The following is a 19,374-nucleotide window of genomic DNA, read 5'->3' as shown; positions in this document are numbered from 1 at the left end:
TTTCCCTTTCCGGCGAGTCCGACTCTATCAGATCCTTTCGGGCCTGACTCCCAGTCAGCGGGGGCTGCCTTCCCGGCCGTTGGGCCGTTCCGACGAGTGAGACTTTAGCGGAATCCCGAGTCCCGAGCGAATCGGGGGGTGCGTCCTTTCGAACGCGGATTCCTCATTTCGCAAATACGCATGCCAATACAACGCGACGACGGATCGTCGATTGTCTGTAGGTACTTGCGGAATGGCTGTCCGGGGACCGACCGGAGTCGGCGCTCACGTCGGACAACTCGGAGAACACTACGTAGCCGGTCGGGGCGTGTCAACTCCGCTCCGGAGAGCCTCGTAGCGGCGTACGCTGTGTGACGTGACTACGCATACGTGCACCCAGCAGTGGTGGGCCGCCTGACGGCGGCCGTACACACGTATGTACTCAACGGCCGCCGCCTCGGCGGCCGTTCTCGTTTCTCCCTCCAGAGGGTCGGCCGGTCGGTGCGGCGGTCTCGACCAGGAGGTGGAGAGATGACACGGGTCTTCAGTGGGGTCAAGCCGACCGGGCACCTGACGCTGGGGAACTATCTGGGTGCCGTCCGGCGGTGGGCCGACCTGGACCAGCGGCAGAGCGACGCGTTGTTCTGTGTGGTCGATCTGCACGCGCTGACCGTGGACCACGACCCGGCGCGGGTGCGCAGGCTGACCCGGCAGGCGGCGACGCTGTTGCTGGCGGCGGGGCTTGATCCCGAGCTGTGCACCGTGTTCGTGCAGAGTCATGTGGACGAACACACCCGGCTGTCGTACGTCATGGAGTGTGTGGCCAACGACGGCGAGATGCGGCGGATGATCCAGTACAAGGAGAAGGCCGCGCGCGAGCGGGAGCGGGGCGGGAGTGTGCGGCTGTCGTTGCTGACGTATCCCGTGCTGATGGCGGCGGACATCCTCGCGTACGGAACGGACGAGGTGCCGGTCGGGGACGACCAGGCGCAGCATGTGGAACTGGCCCGGGATCTGGCGGTCAGGTTCAACCAGCGGTACGGCCATACGTTCGTGGTGCCCCGGGCCACCCGGCCGGGGGTGGCGGCCCGGGTGATGAACCTTCAGGAGCCGGCCTCGAAGATGGGGAAGTCGGACGACTCCGGGCCGGGCATCGTCTACCTGCTGGACGAGCCGGACGCCGTACGGAAGAAGGTCATGCGAGCCGTGACCGACAGCGCGGCCGACGTCGTCTACGACCGGGAGGAACGGCCGGGGGTCGCCAATCTGCTGGAGATCCTGGCCGCTTGCGAAGGCCGGGACCCCGAGGACCTGAGCGGGGTGTACGAGTCGTACGGAGCGTTGAAGAAGGACACCGCGGAGGCGGTGGTCGAACTGCTCAGGCCGTTGCAGGAGCGACACAAGGCGTTGTGCGCGGATCCCGCCTATGTGGAGGGGGTGTTGCGGGACGGCGCGGAGAAGGCGAGAGGGATGGCGAAGCCGATGGTCGACACCGTGTATCGGGCCATCGGACTCCTGCCCGCGTAGCCCGACGGCCCGACGGCCGTACGGCTCTACGGTCCTGTGGTCCTGTGCCCTTCCGGCCTTCCGGCCTTCCGTCTTCGCAGCCGATCTAGCTGTTGCCGGAGGCCAGTTCGCGGCTGCGGTCGCGGGCCGCCTCCAGGGCGGCGATGAGCGCGGCGCGTACGCCGTGGTTCTCCAGTTCGCGGATGGCGTTGATCGTCGTACCGGCCGGCGAGGTGACGTTCTCGCGGAGCTTGACCGGGTGTTCGCCGCTGTCGCGGAGCATGACGGCGGCGCCGATCGCGGACTGGACGATGAGGTCGTGGGCCTTGTCGCGGGGCAGGCCGAGCAGGATGCCCGCGTCCGTCATGGCTTCGACCAGGTAGAAGAAGTACGCCGGGCCGGAGCCGGAGAGGGCGGTGCAGGCGTCCTGCTGGGACTCGGGGACGCGGAGCGTCTTGCCGACGGCGCCGAAGATCCCGTCGGCGTGCGCGAGGTGGGCCTCGGTGGCGTGGCTGCCGGCGGAGATGACGGACATGGCCTCGTCGACGAGGGCCGGGGTGTTCGTCATGACGCGGACGACCGGGGTGCCTTCGGCCAGCCGTTCCTCGATGAAGGCGGTGGGGATGCCCGCCGCGCCGCTGATGACCAGGCGGTCGGCGGGGAGGTGCGGGGCGAGTTCGTCGAGGAGGGTGCCCATGTCCTGCGGCTTGACCGTGAGGATCAGGGTGTCGGCGCTCTTCGCGGCCTCGGCGTTGGTGACCGGGGTGACGCCGTGGCGGGCGCGGAGTTCCTCGGCGCGCTCGGGGCGGCGGGCGGTGACCAGGAGGTCGGCCGGGGCCCAGCCCGCTCGGATCATTCCGCTGAGCAGGGCTTCGCCGATCTTGCCGGTGCCGAGGACTGCGACTTTCTGCGTCATGGGGTCATCCTCGCACCGGCGGTGGGGCGGGGTGGGGGCTGTCCGCTTGGCGGAACGGCGCCCGGGTGCGCGGTGCCGGACGGAAGGTCACCGCGCCGGGCCGCTGTGCCCGGTCGCTCTGTCGGGCTGCTATGCCGTACGCCTCCTCAAGGTGGCCGCGCCCAGGCACAGGACCAGCAGGGCGCAGCCGGCCACGATCAGGGCGTCGCGGACGAAGGTGGCGGTCATGTCCGTGTGCTTGAGCACCTCGTTCATGCCGTCGACGGCGTACGACATCGGCAGGACGTCGGAGATCGCCTCCAGGACGGGGTGCATGTCGGAGCGCGGGGTGAAGAGGCCGCACAGGAGGAGCTGGGGGAAGATCACCGCCGGCATGAACTGGACGGCCTGGTACTCCGAGGCGGCGAAGGCCGAGACGAAGAGGCCGAGCGCGGTGCCGAGCAGGGCGTCGAGGAGGGCGACCAGGAGGAGGAGCCAGGGGCTGCCGGTGACGTCGAGGCCCAGGAACCAGACGGCGAGGCCGGTGGCCAGCGCGGACTGGATGATCGCGAGGAAGCCGAAGGCGAGGGCGTAGCCCGCGATGAGGTCGCCCTTGCCCAGGGGCATGGAGAGGAGGCGTTCCAGGGTGCCGGAGGTGCGTTCGCGCAGGGTGGCGATGGAGGTGACCAGGAACATCGTGATGAGCGGGAAGATCCCGAGCAGCGAGGCGCCGATGCTGTCGAAGGTGCGCGGGCTGGCGTCGAAGACGTAGCGCAGCAGGACGAGCATCACGCACGGGATGAGGATCAGCAGCGCGATCGTGCGGGGGTCGTGGCGCAGCTGGCGCAGGACGCGGGCCGCGGTGGCGGTGGTGCGGGGGACGCTGAGGGCGCGGGCGGTTACGGGCGCGGGGGTCGTCGGGGCGGCTGCGGTGGTCGGCGTGCTCATCGGGTCGTCTCCTTCTGGCGGCCGGCGGCCACGGCCTCGTCGACCAGGTGCAGGAAGGCGGCTTCGACGGTGTCGGAGCCGGTACGGGTACGGAGGGCGTCGGGGGTGTCGTCGGCGAGGACCTCGCCCTCGCGCATCAGGAGGAGGCGGTGGCAGCGCTCGGCCTCGTCCATGACGTGGGAGGAGATGAGGAGGGTGGCGCCGCGGGAGTCGGCGATGTGGTGGAAGAGGGCCCACAGGTCGCGGCGGAGGACGGGGTCGAGGCCGACCGTGGGCTCGTCGAGGACGAGGAGTTCGGGGGTGCCGAGGAGCGCGACGGCCAGGGAGACCCGGCTGCGCTGGCCGCCGGAGAGGTTCCCGGCGAGGGCGTCGGCGTGGGTGGCGAGGTCGACGTCGGTGAGGACGCGGTCGACCTCGTGGCGGCGGGCGGCGGCGGGGCGGCCGGGGTCGAGGATCGCGGCGAAGTAGTCGAGGTTCTGACGGACCGTCAAGTCGTCGTAGACGGAGGGGGCTTGGGTGACGTAGCCGATGCGGGAACGGAGGGTGGGATGGCCGGCGGGGCGGCCGAGGACGTCCAGCGTGCCGGTGACCTTGGCCTGGGTGCCGACGATCGAGCGCATGAGGGTCGACTTGCCGCAGCCGGAGGGACCGAGCAGGCCGGTGATCTGGCCGCGCGGGACGGTGAAGCCGATGCCGCGCAGGACGGTGCGGGGGCCTCGGACGACGGTGAGGCCTTCGGCCCGGACGGCGGGTTCGGGGGTCGCGTCGGGTGGATCGGCGACGTAATTCATCATGCGATGAATAATGCTCTCGCGGGGCGGGGTCGTCAAGCGGTCGCGCGGGCTCGACGGAGCGGGGGCGCGCGGGCGTACGCGGGCACCTGGGCGTACGCGGGGGCGCGCGGGCATGCGGGAGGAGGGGAGGGTGGTGCGGGCGCGATGGCGGGTGATGGCGCGTGATGCAGGGGCCGGAGTGGAGCGCCCCGGCCCCTGTCGCTTGTCGCTTGTCGCTTGTCGCTCAAGCGAGCGGTGATCTCGGGGCCGGGGCGCTCAGGGCGTCACGGGGTGTCACGCGGTGCCATGGGGGTTCATAGGGGTGATAGGGGTCATGAGGTGTTACGGGGTGAGGGCCACGACGAGTTCCACGACGTAGGTCTCCTCCACCATTCCGTTCGGGAACGCGGTGAGCAGGTGGTCGCGTTCCTTGGTGAGGAAGGTGTTGGTGGCCTCGGCGTTCTGGACCAGGAAGACCGAGTGGCTGCCGATGTTGGCGAGGTGGGTGTCGACCGGGACCTGGCGGCTCCAGCGGACCCTTCGGTGGGTGAAGTCGAGTCGGCCGGAGGGGTCGGCGAGGGCGGCGCGCAGGCCGCTGCCGTTCTGTTCGACCACGCGGTCGATGCCGAAGTGGGTCTTGATGCGTTCCGACTGCTCGGCGATCCACGGGACGTCGACGGCGCTGGTGTTCCACCACAGGGCGAGCGCGCCGCCCGGACGCAGTACGCGCAGGGCTTCCGGGACCGACTTGGTGGTGTCGGTCCAGTGCCAGGCCTGCGCGTACGTGAGGAAGTCGGCGCAGTTGTCGGTGAGGGGGAGGGCGTCGCCGGAGCCCCTGACGATCGGGACGTCGGGGAGGGTGCGGCGGAACTGGGCCGCCATGCCCTCGCCGGGTTCGATCGCGATCACGTCGGCGCCACGCGCGTGCAGGACGGCGGTCGCGATGCCGGTGCCCGCCCCCACGTCCGCGACACGGGCGCCGGCGAACGGGCGGCCGGCCAGTTCCTCGACGGCGTCGAGGAGGGCGGGCGGGTAGGAGGGGCGGTTCTCGGCGTACTGGGCCGCGGCGGCGTTGAAGGAGTGGGCTCGCGCGGTGTGCGAGGGCGGCTTCGACGAAGTGGTCATACGGCCATGGTTGCCGGGGTGGGTGCAGGGTGCAGGTGGATTTTGGTGAGAGATGGGGGGCGCCTGCCGGACCGGCCGGGTCAGCCCCTCTGTGTGTGCCTGCCTACTTCTCGCGGCGCTTCTTCGCCGGGTTGCCCGTGCGGCGGGTGGTGCGCTTCTTGTGCTGGGTCAGTGCCGCCTCGTACTCCTGGCGGCGCAGGTTCTCGCCGGGGGCCTCGGTGAAGGTGCGGAAGAAGTAGGCGAGGAGCGAGCCGACGAAGCCGATGCCGAGGAGGCCGCGGAGGGATGCCTGGCGGTCGGGGTCGGGGCGCTTCTTGAAGCTCTCCCAGGTGTGGCCGAAGGCGAGCGCGCTGCACACCGCGAACATCACGATGACGAGGAGGGTGACGAAGCTGCCGACGTCCGCGATCTGGAGGCCCTGGTAGGCGAAGCGGAGGATCAGGCAGGAGGCGACGGCCGCGGCGAGGGAACCGACCGCGGCGGCGATACGGCGCGGGGTGTAGCCGTCGTCGTGGTTCACCCAGGTGGTGCCGAAGAAGCGGAGGGGCTCGGGGCGGGGGCCCGCGGCAACGCCCGCGTCCTTGCCCGGAGTGGCCGTGTCCTTGGCCGGAGAGCCTGTCTCCTTGCCCGGGGAGCCCGCGTCGGTGTCCTGGGTGCCGTTTTCGTCGCTCACGGGACGATTATGGCTCCGGGGCCGACACGGGCTCCTTCTGGGTTCAGCCGCGGCGCGCGGCGGTGTGGCCGGCGCCGTCGGTGCCAGTGGTGCTCACGCGCGCGTGCGGCGCGTGTTCACCTCGGTGGGATCAGGAGCAGCGGGGGCGGACATAGCCGTCGCTGCCGGTGTTCACATAGGCGTCGGAGACGTACTCGCCGTCGTCGATGTTGTCCCAGATGTTGGTCGTGCCGTAGTAGCCCGTCACCGTGGTGCCGGGTGTCTGGCAGTAGATCGGGACCTGGGAGCCCTCGGCCAGGACCCGGACGATGGTGTAGCCGGTGCCGGGGCCGCTGCGGACGTTGACGCGGGTGCCGGGTGCGATGGAGTAGTAGTGCAGGGACGCTGTGACGGCTTCCGCCGTGGCCTCCGTACCGGCCGCTGCGTCTGCTTCTGGTGCGCGGTCGACAGACATGAAAAACCTCCCCCGTTGGACCCCATGACTGCCATGGGGCAACGATGATTCCCTCAGATCGCGCCACGAAACACATGTGCGCGATTCGTACACGGAGGTCAGCAAGCCGCCTCTGTCGCGTACGGGTCATCGACTAGGCTCCGTCCGTCGCGCGCGCGAACGATCAGCACGGGGGTGTACCCATGGCGCCACAGCGCAACACCGGAGCGGGCGCGGAAGCGGAACTTCCCGAGTACGCCGGTCACTACCGCCTGGAGTCCTGCCTCGGCTCCGGTGGCATGGGTGTGGTGCATCTGGCGCAGAGCACCTCCGGGATGAAGGTCGCCGTCAAGGTCGTGCACGCGGAGTTCGCGCAGGACCCCGAGTTCAGGGGGCGGTTCCGGCAGGAGGTGGCCGCCGCGCGGAGGGTGAGCGGGGCCTTCACCGCGCCGGTCGTCGATGCCGACCCGGAGGCCGAACGGCCGTGGATGGCCACGTCGTTCATCCCCGGGCCGACCCTCTCCGAGCATGTGAAGCGGAACGGGCCGATGGCGCCGGGTGAGTTGCGCCGGCTGATGGCGGGCCTGGCCGAGGCGCTGCGTGACATCCACCGGGTGGGGGTCGTGCACCGGGACCTGAAACCCAGCAACGTACTCCTCGCCGAGGACGGGCCGAAGGTCATCGACTTCGGCATTTCTCGGCCAAAGGACAGCGAACTGCGCACCGAGACGGGCAAGTTGATCGGCACCCCGCCGTTCATGGCGCCCGAGCAGTTCCGGCGCCCGAGGGAGGTCGGACCGGCCGCCGACGTCTTCGCGCTCGGGTCCGTGCTCGTGCACGCGGCGACCGGGCGCGGGCCGTTCGACTCCGACAGTCCCTATGTCGTGGCCTACCAAGTCGTGCATGACGAGCCGGACTTGACCGGGCTGCCGGAGAACATCGCGCCGCTGGTGCTGCGTTGCCTCGCCAAGGAGCCCGAGGACCGGCCCACACCCGACGAGCTGATGCGTGAACTGCGGTCGGTGTCGGCCTCGTACGACACGCAGGCCTACATACCGGCACAGCGCGAGGGCGTCACGCCGCTGCCGGAATCCCTCGCGGAGGAGGAGTCCAAGCGGCCCGAGTGGCCCGAGCAGCGTGAGCGGCCCGAACGGCAGCGCGGGAGACGGTTGTTGTCGCGCAAGCGGGTCGTGCTCGGGGCGGGTGCGCTCGGGCTGGCCGCGATCGGCACGCTCGCCGCGCTCCAGTTGTCCGACGACGCCGAACCGGCACCGAAGAGCGCCGTTCCGCACACCACGCCCAGCGCCGTGTTCAGCGGCTGGAAGTCCGTCCCCGTCTCCGCCGAGAGCACCCCTCAATGCTCTTACGGGGCGGGGAAGTTGTTCTGCGCGCAGCCAGGTGTCGTGTTCGCGCTGGACCCGTCCGACGGCCGGCTGCTGTGGCGGCACGCCGTGCCCACGACCCGGACCGGCGGGCCACCGGTCCTGTCGGGCGGGCTCGTGCATCCCGCGCTGGACGACGGCCGGCGTCTGGAGGGCCTCGATCCCGCCTCGGGCAAGGCACGTTGGCAGCGAACCGTGCCCGCCCAGACCGGGCTGGCGGCGGCCGGCGACATGCTGCTGCTCACCCACGCGGACGGCACGGTCACGGGGGTGGACGGCGCGTCGGGCGTCGAGAAGTGGAGCCACCGGATTCCGGGCCAACTGACGCCCCACTTCGTCTCGTTCACCGGGGACACGCTGGCGTACGCGGCGAGCACGTCGGCGGACGGGTCGAGCACCCGCGTGACGGCACTCGACCCGGAGACGGGCGAGGTGCGCTGGGACGAGGGACTGAAGGGGTCGGTGCAGCCGATCGGCACGGCGGGCGGCTCGGTCTTCCTCCTGTCCGTCGACACGGTCTACGGCGCCACGCAGGCCGTGGTCCGCTACACCCCCGAGACCGGGGCCACGCGGCGCTTCACACTGCCCGTGCGGCTCGACCAGGCCCACGCGACCGTGCGCGGGAACGTCGTCTACCTCATGGGGACCGGGGGCTCGATGACCGCCGTGGACATGAACACCCGCAAGCGGCTGTGGGGCCTGGAAACGGCCGTGCTACGGAGCTCCACACCGGTCACGGACGGCAGACAGGTCTACGTCACGGCGGCGGACGGACGCCTGCTGGCCGTCGACGCCCGCGCCGGCCGCCTCGTCGGCCAGACCCCCGCCCGCCTCGACTCCGGCTCGGACCGCATCAGCGCGACCCTGCCGGAACCCGTCGTGGCCGACAACCGCGTCTACGCCGCCGCCCCCGACGGCACGGTCTTCGCCGTCAACTCGCTTACACCTGGGACTTGGTAGGCACCTGGGTGACGGGAGGCGGTACGCGGGAGGCCGTCTCCGTCGGTGGGTGAAGGAGACGGCCTCGGGCGGGGGTTGGGACCGGGGAGGGCTCAGCCGAGCTTGCTGACGTCCCGGACGGCGCCTCGGTCCGCGCTGGTGGCCATCGCGGCGTAGGCGCGCAGCGCGGCCGAGACCTTGCGTTCGCGGTTCTTCGGGGCGTAGCGGCCTTGCAGCGCGGCCTCGCGGCGGGCCAACTCGGGCTCGTCGACGAGGAGTTCGATGGAGCGGTTCGGGATGTCGATGCGGATGCGGTCGCCGTCCTCGACGAGGGCGATGGTGCCGCCGGACGCCGCCTCGGGGGACGCGTGGCCGATCGACAGGCCCGAAGTGCCGCCGGAGAAGCGGCCGTCGGTGATCAGGGCGCAGGTCTTGCCGAGGCCGCGGCCCTTGAGGAAGGACGTCGGGTAGAGCATCTCCTGCATGCCGGGGCCGCCCTTGGGGCCCTCGTAGCGGATGACGACGACATCGCCGTGCTTCACCTGTTTGTTGAGGATCTTCTCGACGGCCTCTTCCTGCGACTCGCAGACGACGGCCGGGCCCTCGAAGGTCCAGATGGACTCGTCCACGCCCGCCGTCTTCACCACACAGCCGTCGACCGCGAGGTTGCCCTTGAGGACCGCGAGGCCGCCGTCCTTGGAGTAGGCGTGCTCGGCGGAGCGGATGCAGCCCTCGGCCGCGTCCTCGTCCAGCGCCTCCCAGCGCTCGGACTGGGAGAAGGCCTCGGCGGAGCGGACGCAGCCGGGGGCCGCGTGCCACAGTTCGACGGCCTCGGGGGACGGGGAGCCGCCGCGCACGTCCCAGGTCTTCAGCCAGTCCGCGAGGGACGGGCTGTGGACGGAGTGGACGTCCTCGTTGAGCAGGCCCGCGCGGTGCAGCTCGCCGAGCAGGGCGGGGATGCCGCCGGCGCGGTGCACGTCCTCCATGTAGTACGTGCGGTTCTTCGCGACGTTCGGGGCGACCTTGGCGAGGCACGGGACGCGGCGCGAGACCGCGTTGATCTCGTCCAGGCCGAAGGAGACGCCCGCCTCCTGCGCCGCGGCCAGCAGGTGCAGGATCGTGTTGGTGGAGCCGCCCATCGCGATGTCGAGGGCCATGGCGTTCTCGAAGGCCGCGAAGGTGGCGACGTTGCGCGGCAGGACCGTCTCGTCGTCCTGCTCGTAGTAGCGGCGGGTGATGTCCATCACCGTGCGGGCCGCGTCCTCGTACAGGCCCTTGCGGGCGGTGTGCGTGGCGAGGACCGAGCCGTTGCCCGGCAGGGACAGGCCGATGGCCTCGGTCAGGCAGTTCATCGAGTTGGCGGTGAACATGCCGGAACAGGAACCGCAGGTCGGACAGGCGTTCTCCTCGATACGGAGGATGTCCTCGTCCGAGATCTTGTCGTTCACCGCGTCCGAGATCGCGTCGACGAGGTCCAGGGTGCGGACCGTGCCGTCGACGAGCGTGGCGCGGCCGGACTCCATCGGGCCGCCGGAGACGAAGACCGTCGGGATGTTCAGCCGCAGGGCCGCGTTGAGCATGCCCGGGGTGATCTTGTCGCAGTTGGAGATGCAGATCAGGGCGTCGGCGCAGTGCGCCTCGACCATGTACTCCACGCTGTCCGCGATCAGGTCGCGGGAGGGCAGGGAGTACAGCATCCCGCCGTGCCCCATCGCGATGCCGTCGTCGACCGCGATGGTGTTGAACTCGCGCGGGATGCCGCCAGCCGCGGTGATCGCCTCGCTGACGATCCGGCCGACCGGCTGGAGGTGGGTGTGGCCCGGCACGAACTCCGTGAAGGAGTTGGCGACCGCGATGATCGGCTTCCGTCCGATGTCCGCACCGGGTACACCGGAGGCGCGCATAAGGGCGCGTGCGCCCGCCATGTTGCGGCCGTGGGTGACTGTGCGGGACCTCAGCTCGGGCATCGTCGCTCGCTCCTTCAGACAGATAGGGCTGCTATTGAGCGTACGCCCGTCATCCAGGGGTCGGACACGGTGTCCGTATCGCGGGATGACCGTCTCGCCGCGCGACGGCCTCAGGGCCCTGTCAGATGCCCCTGCACCACGGGCGCGATCCGCGCGATGATCTGCTCCAGGTCGGCCGAGGCCAGCGGTTCGACCTTGATCACGTAGCGCAGCATCGCCGTACCGACGAGTTGGGCGGCGGCCAGTTCGGCGCGGAGTTCCGCGTCCGGGAGGTCCAGCTGCGCGGCGACCCGGCCCAGCACCTGGGAGACCACGAGCCGGCGGAAGACGGCCGCGGCGGCGTCGTTGTTGACGGCCGAGCGGACGACCGCCAGCAGCGGCTTGCGGGTGGCCGGGTTCTCCCAGACGCCGAAGATGAAGCGGGTCAGCCGCTCGCCGACGCCGTCCAGCGGCCCTTCGGCGACCGCCTCGGGCGCGTGCGCCGCCGGGGCGAAGGCGACCTCGATCGACGCCTCGAAAACCTGCTCCTTGGTACCGAAGTAGTGGTGCACGAGCGCCGGGTCGACCCCGGCGGCCTTCGCGATCCCGCGCACGGAGGTCTTCTCGTACCCCCGCTCGGAGAACTCCTCGCGGGCCGCGGCCAGGATGCGGTCGCGGGTGTCGGCGGACTCCGTACGAGGGGGTCGGCCCCGGCGCTTGGCGGTGGCGTCGGTCACCGCCGGGGCACCTTCACGGCCGAGGCCAGATGCAGCCGCGTGAAGGCGAGCGCCTCGGCGAGATCGGCCTCGCGTTCGGCGCCGGACATCGCGCGCCGGGTGTTGACCTCGATGACGACATGCCCGTCGAAGCCGGTCGTCGCGAGCCGCTCCAGCAGCTCGGCGCAGGGCTGGGTGCCGCGGCCGGGGACCAGGTGCTCGTCCTTGTTGGAGCCGTTGCCGTCGGCGAGGTGGACATGGCCGAGCCGGTCGCCCATGCGCTCGATCATCTCGGTCGCGTCGGTGCGGGCGGTCGCGGTGTGGCTGAGGTCGATCGTGAAGTGCCGGTAGTCGTCCTGCGTGACGTCCCACTCGGGGGCGTAGGCGAGCATCTCCCGGTCGCGGTAGCGCCACGGGTACATGTTCTCTACGGCGAACCGCACATCCGTCTCGTTCGCCATCCGCCAGATCCCGCTGACGAAGTCCCGCGCGTACTGGCGCTGCCAGCGGAACGGCGGATGCACGACGACCGTGCTCGCGCCGAGCTTCTCGGCGGCGGCCTGGGCGCGCTGGAGCTTGATCCACGGGTCGGTCGACCACACTCGCTGCGTGATGAGCAGGCACGGCGCGTGCACGGCGAGGATCGGGACCTGGTGGTAGTCGCTGAGTCTGCGCAGCGCCTCGATGTCCTGACTGACCGGGTCGGTCCACACCATGACCTCGACGCCGTCGTAACCGAGGCGCGCGGCGATCTCGAAGGCCGTCGCCGTCGACTCCGGATACACGGACGCCGTGGACAGCGCGACCTTCGCATCCGGGATGCGCACGACTGGTTCTGCCACGGAGGACAGACTACGGGGCGGCGCTTTGCGCGGGGGAGCCGGTTGCTGTGCCCACCCTGTGCGGGGTACGTCAACCGGCCATCTCCGACGCGGGACGGAGTTGTGGCGATCCTTCATGCGGGTCTGATACGTGGGGTGCTGGGTGGGTGTTCAGTTGGGGGGTGGGGTGGAGTGGGGTCGGGCGGGATGGGGCTCCGGGGGCGCGGGGGTGTGGACGGGGCGCGTGTGGCACGGGGGGTGCGTGTGGGGGCCGTTCGGCTGCGCCGGGCACGGTCACTACGGGGAGGCACTCGTGTGTACGGCACGGAGGGCACGCGCGCGTGCGGCACGAAACGGACAGGCGAGTGACCCAGCTCCCGGGCGGCCACGCAAGGCACACGCGCGCGCGACACGCACCGGCGGGCGGGAGGCCTGACCCGGCGCGACCCCGAGTTACACATCCGCGCGGCACAGACCTGTGAACGGGAGGCCTGCCCCGCCCCTCGGCCCCGTGCCGCACGCGCATGCGACACGATGCGGCACGCGCGCGTGGGTCGCGGCGCAGTCGGCCGGGGGCCGACGGCCCTCCCCGGTGCCCGGCACCCGGATGTCCGGTGCCGAGGTGCCCGGTGCCGGGATACCCCAGGTGGCCTGCACACACCCGGCAGCCACGCGCAAGCCGGCCGACGTCCGCCCGTGTCCTCCGCCCCGCCCTACGTCCCCTCCACGCCGACGGCAGTTGATCCGGTCGTCCTCTACACCGAAGGCAACTGATCCAGTCGTCGCAGGATCACGCCCTCGCGCAGTGCCCAGGGGCAGACCTCCAGCGTCTCCACGCCGAAGAGGTCCATCGCGCCCTCGGCGACCATCGCGCCGGCCAGGAGTTGTTCCGCGCGGCCTTCGGAGACGCCGGGGAGGACGGCGCGCTGGGCCGTGGTCATGCCGCCGAGGCGGGGGACCCAGGCCTCCAGGGACCCGCGCTTGAGCTCGCGCTGGACGTAGAGGCCGTCGGCGGAGCGGGCCGCGCCGGCGAGGCGGGCGAGCTGCTTGAAGGTCTTCGACGTGGCGACGACGTGGTCGGGGGCGCCGAAGCGGCTGAACTCCCCCACCGTACGGGCGATCTGGGCGCGCACATGGCGGCGCAGGGCCCTTATCGCGGCCGGTTCCGGCGGGTCCCCGGGCAGCCAGCCCGCGGTGAGGCGGCCCGCGCCGAGGGGGAGGGACACGACCGCGTCGGGTTCCTCGTCGATGCCGTACGCGATCTCCAGGGAGCCGCCGCCGATGTCGAGGACGAGGAGCTTGCCGGCCGACCAGCCGAACCAGCGGCGGACGGCCAGGAAGGTCAGCCGGGCCTCCTCGGCGCCGGTGAGGACCTGGAGTTCGACGCCGGTCTCGCTCTGCACGCGCGCGAGGACCTCGTCCGCGTTGCTGGCCTCGCGGACGGCGGAGGTGGCGAACGGGAGGAGTTCCTCGACGCCCTTGTCCTCGGCCGCCTGCAACGCCTCGTGGACGACGCCGATGAGTTTGTCGACCCCTTCGGGGCCGATCGCGCCGTCCTCGTCGAGGAGTTGGGCAAGGCGGAGTTCCACCTTGTGCGAGTGCGCGGGCAGGGGGCGTGCGCCTGGGTGTGCGTCCACCACCAGCAGATGCACCGTGTTCGATCCCACGTCGAGGACACCGAGTCTCATATACGGAACGCTACTGCCACCTGCACCGATCTCCGTCCTCGGAACGGTTTCTGGGCCCGCCCCGGGCGACTTACCCTGGACGCGTGCCAAAGACGAAAAAGGCGAAGACCGACAAGGCGGCCAAATCACCCGGCGATTCTTCGCCGGTGACGTCGGCCGGGCCCCCGAAGACGCCGACGATGTCGAAGAAGGCTCTGAAAGCCGACGAGAAGGGGCTCGACTTCGCGCGCGCGTGGGTGGAGTTCCCGGATCCGGCGGACGAGGAACAGCTCTTCCGCTGCGATCTGACATGGCTGACCTCTCGCTGGAACTGCGTCTTCGGAAGCGGCTGCCAGGGCATCCAGGCGGGCCGCGCGGACGACGGTTGCTGCACCCTGGGCGCGCACTTCTCCGACGAGGACGACGAGAAGCGGGTCGCCGGACATGTGGCGAGGCTCACGCCGGACATCTGGCAGCACCACGACGAGGGCGTGGCGAACGGCTGGATCTCGCAGGACGAGGACGGCGACCGCCAGACCCGCCCCTACAAGGGCTCGTGCATCTTCCAGAACCGCCCCGGCTTCGCGGGCGGCGCGGGCTGCTCGCTGCACATCCTCGCCGTGCGGGAGGGCCGCGAGCCCCTGGAGACCAAGCCGGACGTCTGCTGGCAGCTGCCGGTGCGGCGGACGTACGAGTGGATCGACCGGCCCGACGACACCCGGGTGCTCCAGGTGTCGATCGGCGAGTACGACCGCAGGGGCTGGGGCCCCGGGGGTCACGACCTGCACTGGTGGTGCACGTCGGCGACCTCGGCGCACGGCGCGGGTGACCCGGTCTACGTCTCCTACGGCCCGGAGCTGACCGAGCTGATGGGCAAGGCGGGCTACGACCGTCTCGTCGAGCTGTGCGAGGAGCGCCTGGCCTCGCGACTCCCGCTGCTGGCACCGCATCCGGCGGACCCGGTCCACTGACCCGGTCCGCCGACCCTGGCGGCTGACCGCGCCTGCTGACCCGGTCTGCCGACCCGGTCAGGACGAACCCGGGTCGCCGCCGTCGTCGGGCGGCGACGCCGGGCTTCCCGGGGTGGTTGAGGACGAGTCCGTCGGTGTGGGGTCCGGATCCGCGGACGAGGGCGGCGGGCCGCTCGGCGTGGGATCGGTGGGGGCCGTCTCCGTGGGCGTCGGATCCGGTCCGGAGGAGGGCCGGCCGCCGGGCTGCGAGGGGTGCGCGGGAGACGACGGATCGCCCGGCCCGGTCGGGGCCGGGGCGCTGCCGTAGCCCTCGATCGAGACGACGGCGCCGGCCGGTGAGACGGCCACGCGCGCGGTCCAGTGGCCGGAGGGCTCGCGCAGATGGTCGACGTACACCTTGATCGTCAACGACTCGCCCGGAGCGAGGGTTCCCGAGGACCGGCTGAGGTAGAGCCAGGGCGCCGTGGTGGTCGCGGACCAGCGGACCGGGGCCGCGCCGGACGCGGTGAGGGTGACGAGCGTGGTGTCGGCGCTGTTGGCGGCCGACACGGTGAGCCGCCCGGTCCCGTTCCCGCCGGTTCCGGCGACGCTGACGACCTCTACGGAGACGTCGTTCTTGCCGCTTCCGCCGCCGTTCCCGCCGACCCGCGCGCGGGGCCCGGCACTGGCGTCGCCGGTGTTCTCGTAGCCGCCGCTGGCGACCTCGCCCTCCAGGCTCCCGGGGCCGTGCTGCTCGCTCGCGGCGGCGGCCCGGCCGTCGGCGCCCTCGCCGGTCGGCGTGGAGCGGTAGGCGGCCCACAGCGCGAGAACGGGCGCCGCGATCACGGTGGCGACGACGGTCGTCGTGACGGCACGCGCGCGTAGCCGGTCCCGCCGGGCCGCGCGGTCCTTGGGGTCGAGCGGGAAACCGCGCCGGTCGAAGCGCGGTGCCGCGGCTCCCCGCGCGCGCGGGAGGTGCGCCATGGCGACATGCAGGGCCGCGCGGGGCGCCTCCAGGACGGGCAGTTCGGCGGGCGTGACACCGGCGCCGGGCCAGCTGCCGGGCACCGCGCGCTCGGCGGTACGGCGGCAGCGCGGGCAGTCGTCGACGTGCCGGACCAGTTCGCGGCGCAGCGCGCTGCTGAGCACGAGCTGGTGGTCGCCGGTGAGCCGGGCGACGCTCGGGCAGGTCCCGGTCTCCACGACGGCGAGGGCGGCACGTGTGCGTTCCACCTCGCAGGCGGCGGAGGCCAGCAGCTCGCGGGCGGTGGTGGGATCCATCCCGAGGACGGCGGCGACCTCGTGGGCGGCGAGCCGGTGGCGTACGGCGAGTTCGAGCGCCTCGCGCTGCTCCGGGGTGGTCCCGGCGGCCTCCGGCCAGGCCAGCAGGGCCAGTTCACGCCGCCGTCGCTCGCGCAGTTCCTCGGACCCGGCGGGTTCCTCGGCCTCGGCCGCCCGGCCCGCCGCGTGGGTGCCCTGACGTTTCTGCTTGGCCTCGGCCAGCTTGCGCAGGCAGGCCCAGCGGGCCAGCGCGTACAGCCAGGCCCTGCGGTCCCCGGCCGCCTCCGGCACGCGCGCGCCCCGGCGTTCGGCCAGCGCGAGCACGTCCCCCAGGGCCGCCGTCGCCGCGTCGTGGTCGCACAGCACGGACAGGCAGTACGTGAACAGGCCGTCCAGATAAGGCTCGTAGCGCGCGGGCGGGCACTGCGCCAGCGTGCGCGCGGCAGCGCGGTCGCGCGCCTCCCGGTGCGCCCGGTGCGCGCCGGTGGTGCGGGTCGAGGTCTCCGGGCTGCTGCTCATCACCCGTGCGACCGTAGGCGTCGGGCGATGCCCCCTTCCGCCCCCTTGAGCTCTTTTAATCCGTACGGGTGAAACGATCCCTCAATAGGGGACGGGAACCCCCGCTCCCCTGGCTCGATCCCGTCGCCGGTGGCCGGATTCCCCGGCGCCCCCGCCGTCCCCCGGCCTCGTTGTCAGTGGCTACGACTACGGTTCACACATGGCTGCCCGTACGAAGACGACCAAGGACCGTCCGTCCTACCGCTGCACCGAGTGCGGCTGGCAGACGGCCAAGTGGCTCGGCCGCTGCTCCGAGTGCCAGGCCTGGGGCACGGTCGAGGAGTACGGCGCGCCCGCCGTCCGTACGACGGCCCCCGGCCGGGTCACGACCTCCGCGCTGCCGATCGGCCAGGTCGACGGCCGGCAGGCCACCGCGCGCTCGACCGGCGTGCCCGAGCTGGACCGGGTGCTCGGCGGCGGACTGGTCCCCGGGGCGGTCGTGCTGGTCGCGGGCGAGCCCGGGGTCGGCAAGTCGACGCTCCTGCTGGACGTGGCGGCCAAGGCGGCGAGCGAGGACCACCGCACGCTCTACATCACCGGTGAGGAGTCGGCGAGCCAGGTCCGGCTGCGCGCCGACCGCATCAAGGCGATCGACGACCACCTGTATCTCGCCGCCGAGACCGATCTGGCCACGATCCTGGGCCACTTGGACGCGGTGAAGCCCTCACTCCTGATCCTGGACTCCGTCCAGACGGTGGCCTCCCCGGAGATCGACGGCGCCCCCGGGGGCATGGCCCAGGTCCGCGAGGTCGCCGGCGCCCTGATCCGCGCCTCCAAGGAGCGGGCCATGTCCACCCTCCTGGTGGGCCATGTCACCAAGGACGGCGCCATCGCGGGCCCCCGCCTCCTGGAGCACCTGGTGGACGTGGTGCTCTCCTTCGAGGGCGACCGGCACGCCCGCCTGCGTCTCGTACGGGGCGTCAAGAACCGCTACGGCACGACGGACGAGGTCGGCTGCTTCGAGCTGCACGACGAGGGCATCACGGGCCTGGCCGACCCGAGCGGCCTGTTCCTGACCCGCCGCGCGGAGCCGGTCCCCGGCACCTGCCTCACGGTCACCCTGGAGGGCCGCCGCCCCCTGGTGGCCGAGGTCCAGGCCCTCACCGTCGACTCCCAGATCCCCTCCCCCCGCCGTACCACGTCGGGCCTGGAGACGTCCCGGGTCTCGATGATGCTCGCGGTCCTGGAACAGCGCGGCCGGATCAGCGCTCTGGGCAAGCGGGACATCTACTCCGCGACGGTCGGCGGAGTGAAGCTCTCGGAACCGGCCGCGGATCTGGCCATCGCCCTGGCGCTGGCCTCCGCGGCGAGCGACACCCCCCTGCCCAAGAACCTGGTCGCGATCGGCGAAGTGGGCCTGGCGGGCGAGGTCAGAAGGGTCACGGGCGTCCAGCGCAGACTGTCCGAGGCACACCGCCTGGGCTTCACCCACGCCCTCGTCCCGAGCGACCCGGGCAGGATCCCGCCCGGCATGAAGGTCCTCGAAGTGGCCGACATAGGAGACGCCCTCCAGGTCCTTCCGCGCTCCCGAAAACGAGAGGCCCCACGGGACGCCGAGGACCGCCGGTAGACTTTGCCCTGGTCTCGCCCGTCCGTACGAACCAACTGTGCGAAACGGGAGCGCCTGAAAAACCTGCGACCCGAGGAGTGCAGTGGCAGCCAACGACCGGGCGTCAGCTCCCGGAAAGTCCGGCGGGAGCTCCGGTGCCGATGGCCTGATGCGCGCCTCACTGAGCGCCGTGGCACCCGGCACGGCCCTGCGCGACGGCCTGGAGCGGATCCTCCGCGGCAACACGGGCGGGCTCATCGTGCTCGGCTCCGACAAGACCGTCGAGGCCATGTGCACGGGCGGTTTCGTCCTGGACGTGGAGTTCACCGCCACCCGCCTGCGTGAACTCTGCAAGCTGGACGGCGGCATCGTGGTGTCGTCCGACCTCTCCAAGATCCTCAGAGCCGGCGTCCAGCTGGTCCCCGACCCCACGATCCCCACGGAGGAGACGGGCACCCGCCACCGCACGGCGGACCGCGTGAGCAAGCAGGTCGGCTTCCCGGTCGTCTCCGTCTCCCAGTCGATGCGCCTGATCGCCCTCTACGTGGACGGCCAGCGCCGTGTCCTGGAGGACTCGGCGGCGATCCTGTCCCGCGCCAACCAGGCCCTGGCCACCCTGGAGCGCTACAAGCTGCGCCTGGACGAGGTGGCGGGCACGCTGTCGGCGCTGGAGATCGAGGACCTGGTGACGGTCCGGGACGTCTCGGCCGTGGTCCAGCGCCTCGAAATGGTCCGCCTGATCGCGACCGAAATCGCGGAGTACGTGGTCGAGTTGGGCACGGACGGCCGCCTGCTCTCCCTCCAGCTCGAAGAGCTGATCGCGGGCGTCCACCCGGAACGCGAACTGGTGGTGCGCGACTACGTCCCCGAGCCCACCGCGAAACGCTCCCGCACGGTGGACGAGGCACTGGCCGAACTGGACGCTCTCTCCCACGCGGAACTCCTCGAACTCCCCACCGTGGCCCGCGCCTTGGGCTACACCGGTTCCCCCGAGGCCCTCGACTCGGCGGTCTCCCCCCGAGGCTTCCGCCTCCTGGCGAAGGTCCCGCGCCTCCCGGGCGCGATCATCGACCGCCTGGTGGAACACTTCGGCGGCCTCCAGAAGCTCCTGGCGGCCAGCGTCGACGACCTCCAGACCGTCGACGGCGTCGGCGAGGCAAGGGCGAGAAGCGTACGAGAAGGCCTCTCCCGCCTGGCGGAGTCCTCGATCCTGGAACGCTACGTCTGAGACGA

Annotated in this window: 16 protein-coding genes; 5 read left to right on the top strand and 11 right to left on the bottom strand. The window is 71.6% G+C overall.

The window, feature by feature from the left end; all coding sequences use genetic code 11:
* The first annotated feature begins 510 nt into the window (after positions 1-510).
* Positions 511-1,506 carry a tryptophan--tRNA ligase gene (gene trpS, locus ACIQPR_RS44855; protein WP_403662030.1) on the top strand — a complete coding sequence of 332 codons (996 nt, stop codon included), beginning with the start codon at positions 511-513 and terminating at the stop codon, positions 1,504-1,506.
* Between the two features lie 85 nt (positions 1,507-1,591).
* Here the strand turns inward: trpS and proC are convergent, their stop codons facing one another.
* The 6 genes from proC to ACIQPR_RS44825 all read right to left on the bottom strand — a co-directional run bounded on the left by proC (position 1,592) and on the right by ACIQPR_RS44825 (position 6,353).
* Positions 1,592-2,401 carry a pyrroline-5-carboxylate reductase gene (gene proC / locus ACIQPR_RS44850; protein ID WP_403662027.1) on the bottom strand — a complete coding sequence of 270 codons (810 nt, stop codon included), beginning with the start codon at positions 2,399-2,401 and terminating at the stop codon, positions 1,592-1,594.
* 129 nt (positions 2,402-2,530) lie between these two features.
* Positions 2,531-3,328, bottom strand: coding sequence for an ABC transporter permease (locus ACIQPR_RS44845; RefSeq protein WP_403662024.1), 798 nt, complete (start codon positions 3,326-3,328; stop codon positions 2,531-2,533).
* Positions 3,325-4,122, bottom strand: coding sequence for an ABC transporter ATP-binding protein (locus ACIQPR_RS44840; RefSeq protein ID WP_403662021.1), 798 nt, complete (start codon positions 4,120-4,122; stop codon positions 3,325-3,327). Before ACIQPR_RS44840 ends, ACIQPR_RS44845 begins: the two co-directional genes overlap by 4 nt.
* 321 nt (positions 4,123-4,443) lie before the next feature.
* Positions 4,444-5,226 carry a class I SAM-dependent methyltransferase gene (locus tag ACIQPR_RS44835; protein ID WP_403662018.1) on the bottom strand — a complete coding sequence of 261 codons (783 nt, stop codon included), beginning with the start codon at positions 5,224-5,226 and terminating at the stop codon, positions 4,444-4,446.
* Positions 5,227-5,329: 103 nt separating this feature from the next.
* Entirely contained in the window at positions 5,330-5,899 is a 570-nt protein-coding gene (locus ACIQPR_RS44830; RefSeq protein WP_403662015.1) for an EamA/RhaT family transporter, read from the bottom strand.
* 130 nt (positions 5,900-6,029) lie between these two features.
* Positions 6,030-6,353: an SH3 domain-containing protein gene (locus ACIQPR_RS44825; protein ID WP_403662012.1), complete on the bottom strand. Its 324-nt coding sequence runs from the start codon at positions 6,351-6,353 to the stop codon at positions 6,030-6,032.
* Between the two features lie 182 nt (positions 6,354-6,535).
* Here ACIQPR_RS44825 and ACIQPR_RS44820 point away from each other — a divergent pair, with 182 nt between their 5' ends.
* A complete protein-coding gene (locus ACIQPR_RS44820; protein ID WP_403662009.1) occupies positions 6,536-8,674 on the top strand; it encodes a serine/threonine-protein kinase in 2,139 nt (712 codons plus the stop codon).
* A 92-nt stretch (positions 8,675-8,766) separates the two neighbouring features.
* Here ACIQPR_RS44820 and ilvD read toward each other — a convergent pair whose 3' ends face one another.
* The 4 genes from ilvD to ACIQPR_RS44800 all read right to left on the bottom strand — a co-directional run bounded on the left by ilvD (position 8,767) and on the right by ACIQPR_RS44800 (position 13,824).
* The gene (ilvD, locus tag ACIQPR_RS44815; protein WP_403662006.1) at positions 8,767-10,620 is read right to left on the bottom strand and encodes a dihydroxy-acid dehydratase; all 1,854 of its coding nucleotides are present in this window, start codon (positions 10,618-10,620) and stop codon (positions 8,767-8,769) included.
* 110 nt (positions 10,621-10,730) lie between these two features.
* Complete coding sequence (locus ACIQPR_RS44810; protein ID WP_403662003.1) at positions 10,731-11,336, bottom strand: TetR family transcriptional regulator; 606 nt, start codon at positions 11,334-11,336, stop codon at positions 10,731-10,733.
* Positions 11,333-12,157: a sugar phosphate isomerase/epimerase gene (locus ACIQPR_RS44805; protein WP_200716958.1), complete on the bottom strand. Its 825-nt coding sequence runs from the start codon at positions 12,155-12,157 to the stop codon at positions 11,333-11,335. The genes ACIQPR_RS44810 and ACIQPR_RS44805 overlap by 4 nt, the downstream gene beginning before the upstream one ends.
* 734 nt (positions 12,158-12,891) lie before the next feature.
* Positions 12,892-13,824 (bottom strand): Ppx/GppA family phosphatase, encoded by a 933-nt coding sequence (locus ACIQPR_RS44800; protein WP_403662000.1) that lies wholly within the window; start codon positions 13,822-13,824, stop codon positions 12,892-12,894.
* Positions 13,825-13,907: 83 nt separating this feature from the next.
* Here ACIQPR_RS44800 and ACIQPR_RS44795 point away from each other — a divergent pair, with 83 nt between their 5' ends.
* A complete protein-coding gene (locus tag ACIQPR_RS44795; protein WP_403661997.1) occupies positions 13,908-14,774 on the top strand; it encodes a hypothetical protein in 867 nt (288 codons plus the stop codon).
* A 57-nt stretch (positions 14,775-14,831) separates the two neighbouring features.
* Here ACIQPR_RS44795 and ACIQPR_RS44790 read toward each other — a convergent pair whose 3' ends face one another.
* Positions 14,832-16,553, bottom strand: a complete 1,722-nt coding sequence (locus ACIQPR_RS44790) for a hypothetical protein (protein WP_403661994.1) — start codon at positions 16,551-16,553, stop codon at positions 14,832-14,834.
* Between the two features lie 199 nt (positions 16,554-16,752).
* On the opposite strand from ACIQPR_RS44790, the gene radA reads away from it, so the two are divergent.
* Together radA and disA are read left to right on the top strand one after the other, a co-directional pair.
* Positions 16,753-18,162 (top strand): DNA repair protein RadA, encoded by a 1,410-nt coding sequence (radA, locus tag ACIQPR_RS44785; protein ID WP_403661991.1) that lies wholly within the window; start codon positions 16,753-16,755, stop codon positions 18,160-18,162.
* Positions 18,163-18,244: 82 nt separating this feature from the next.
* The gene (disA, locus tag ACIQPR_RS44780; protein WP_403661988.1) at positions 18,245-19,369 is read left to right on the top strand and encodes a DNA integrity scanning diadenylate cyclase DisA; all 1,125 of its coding nucleotides are present in this window, start codon (positions 18,245-18,247) and stop codon (positions 19,367-19,369) included.
* Positions 19,370-19,374 lie beyond the last annotated feature (5 nt).

The organism is Streptomyces sp. NPDC091280 (genome assembly GCF_044768565.1).
In the GTDB taxonomy this organism is placed as follows: domain Bacteria; phylum Actinomycetota; class Actinomycetes; order Streptomycetales; family Streptomycetaceae; genus Streptomyces.
Note: the sequence above shows the minus strand (reverse complement) of the source record. Positions and strands in the feature narration are given on the sequence as shown.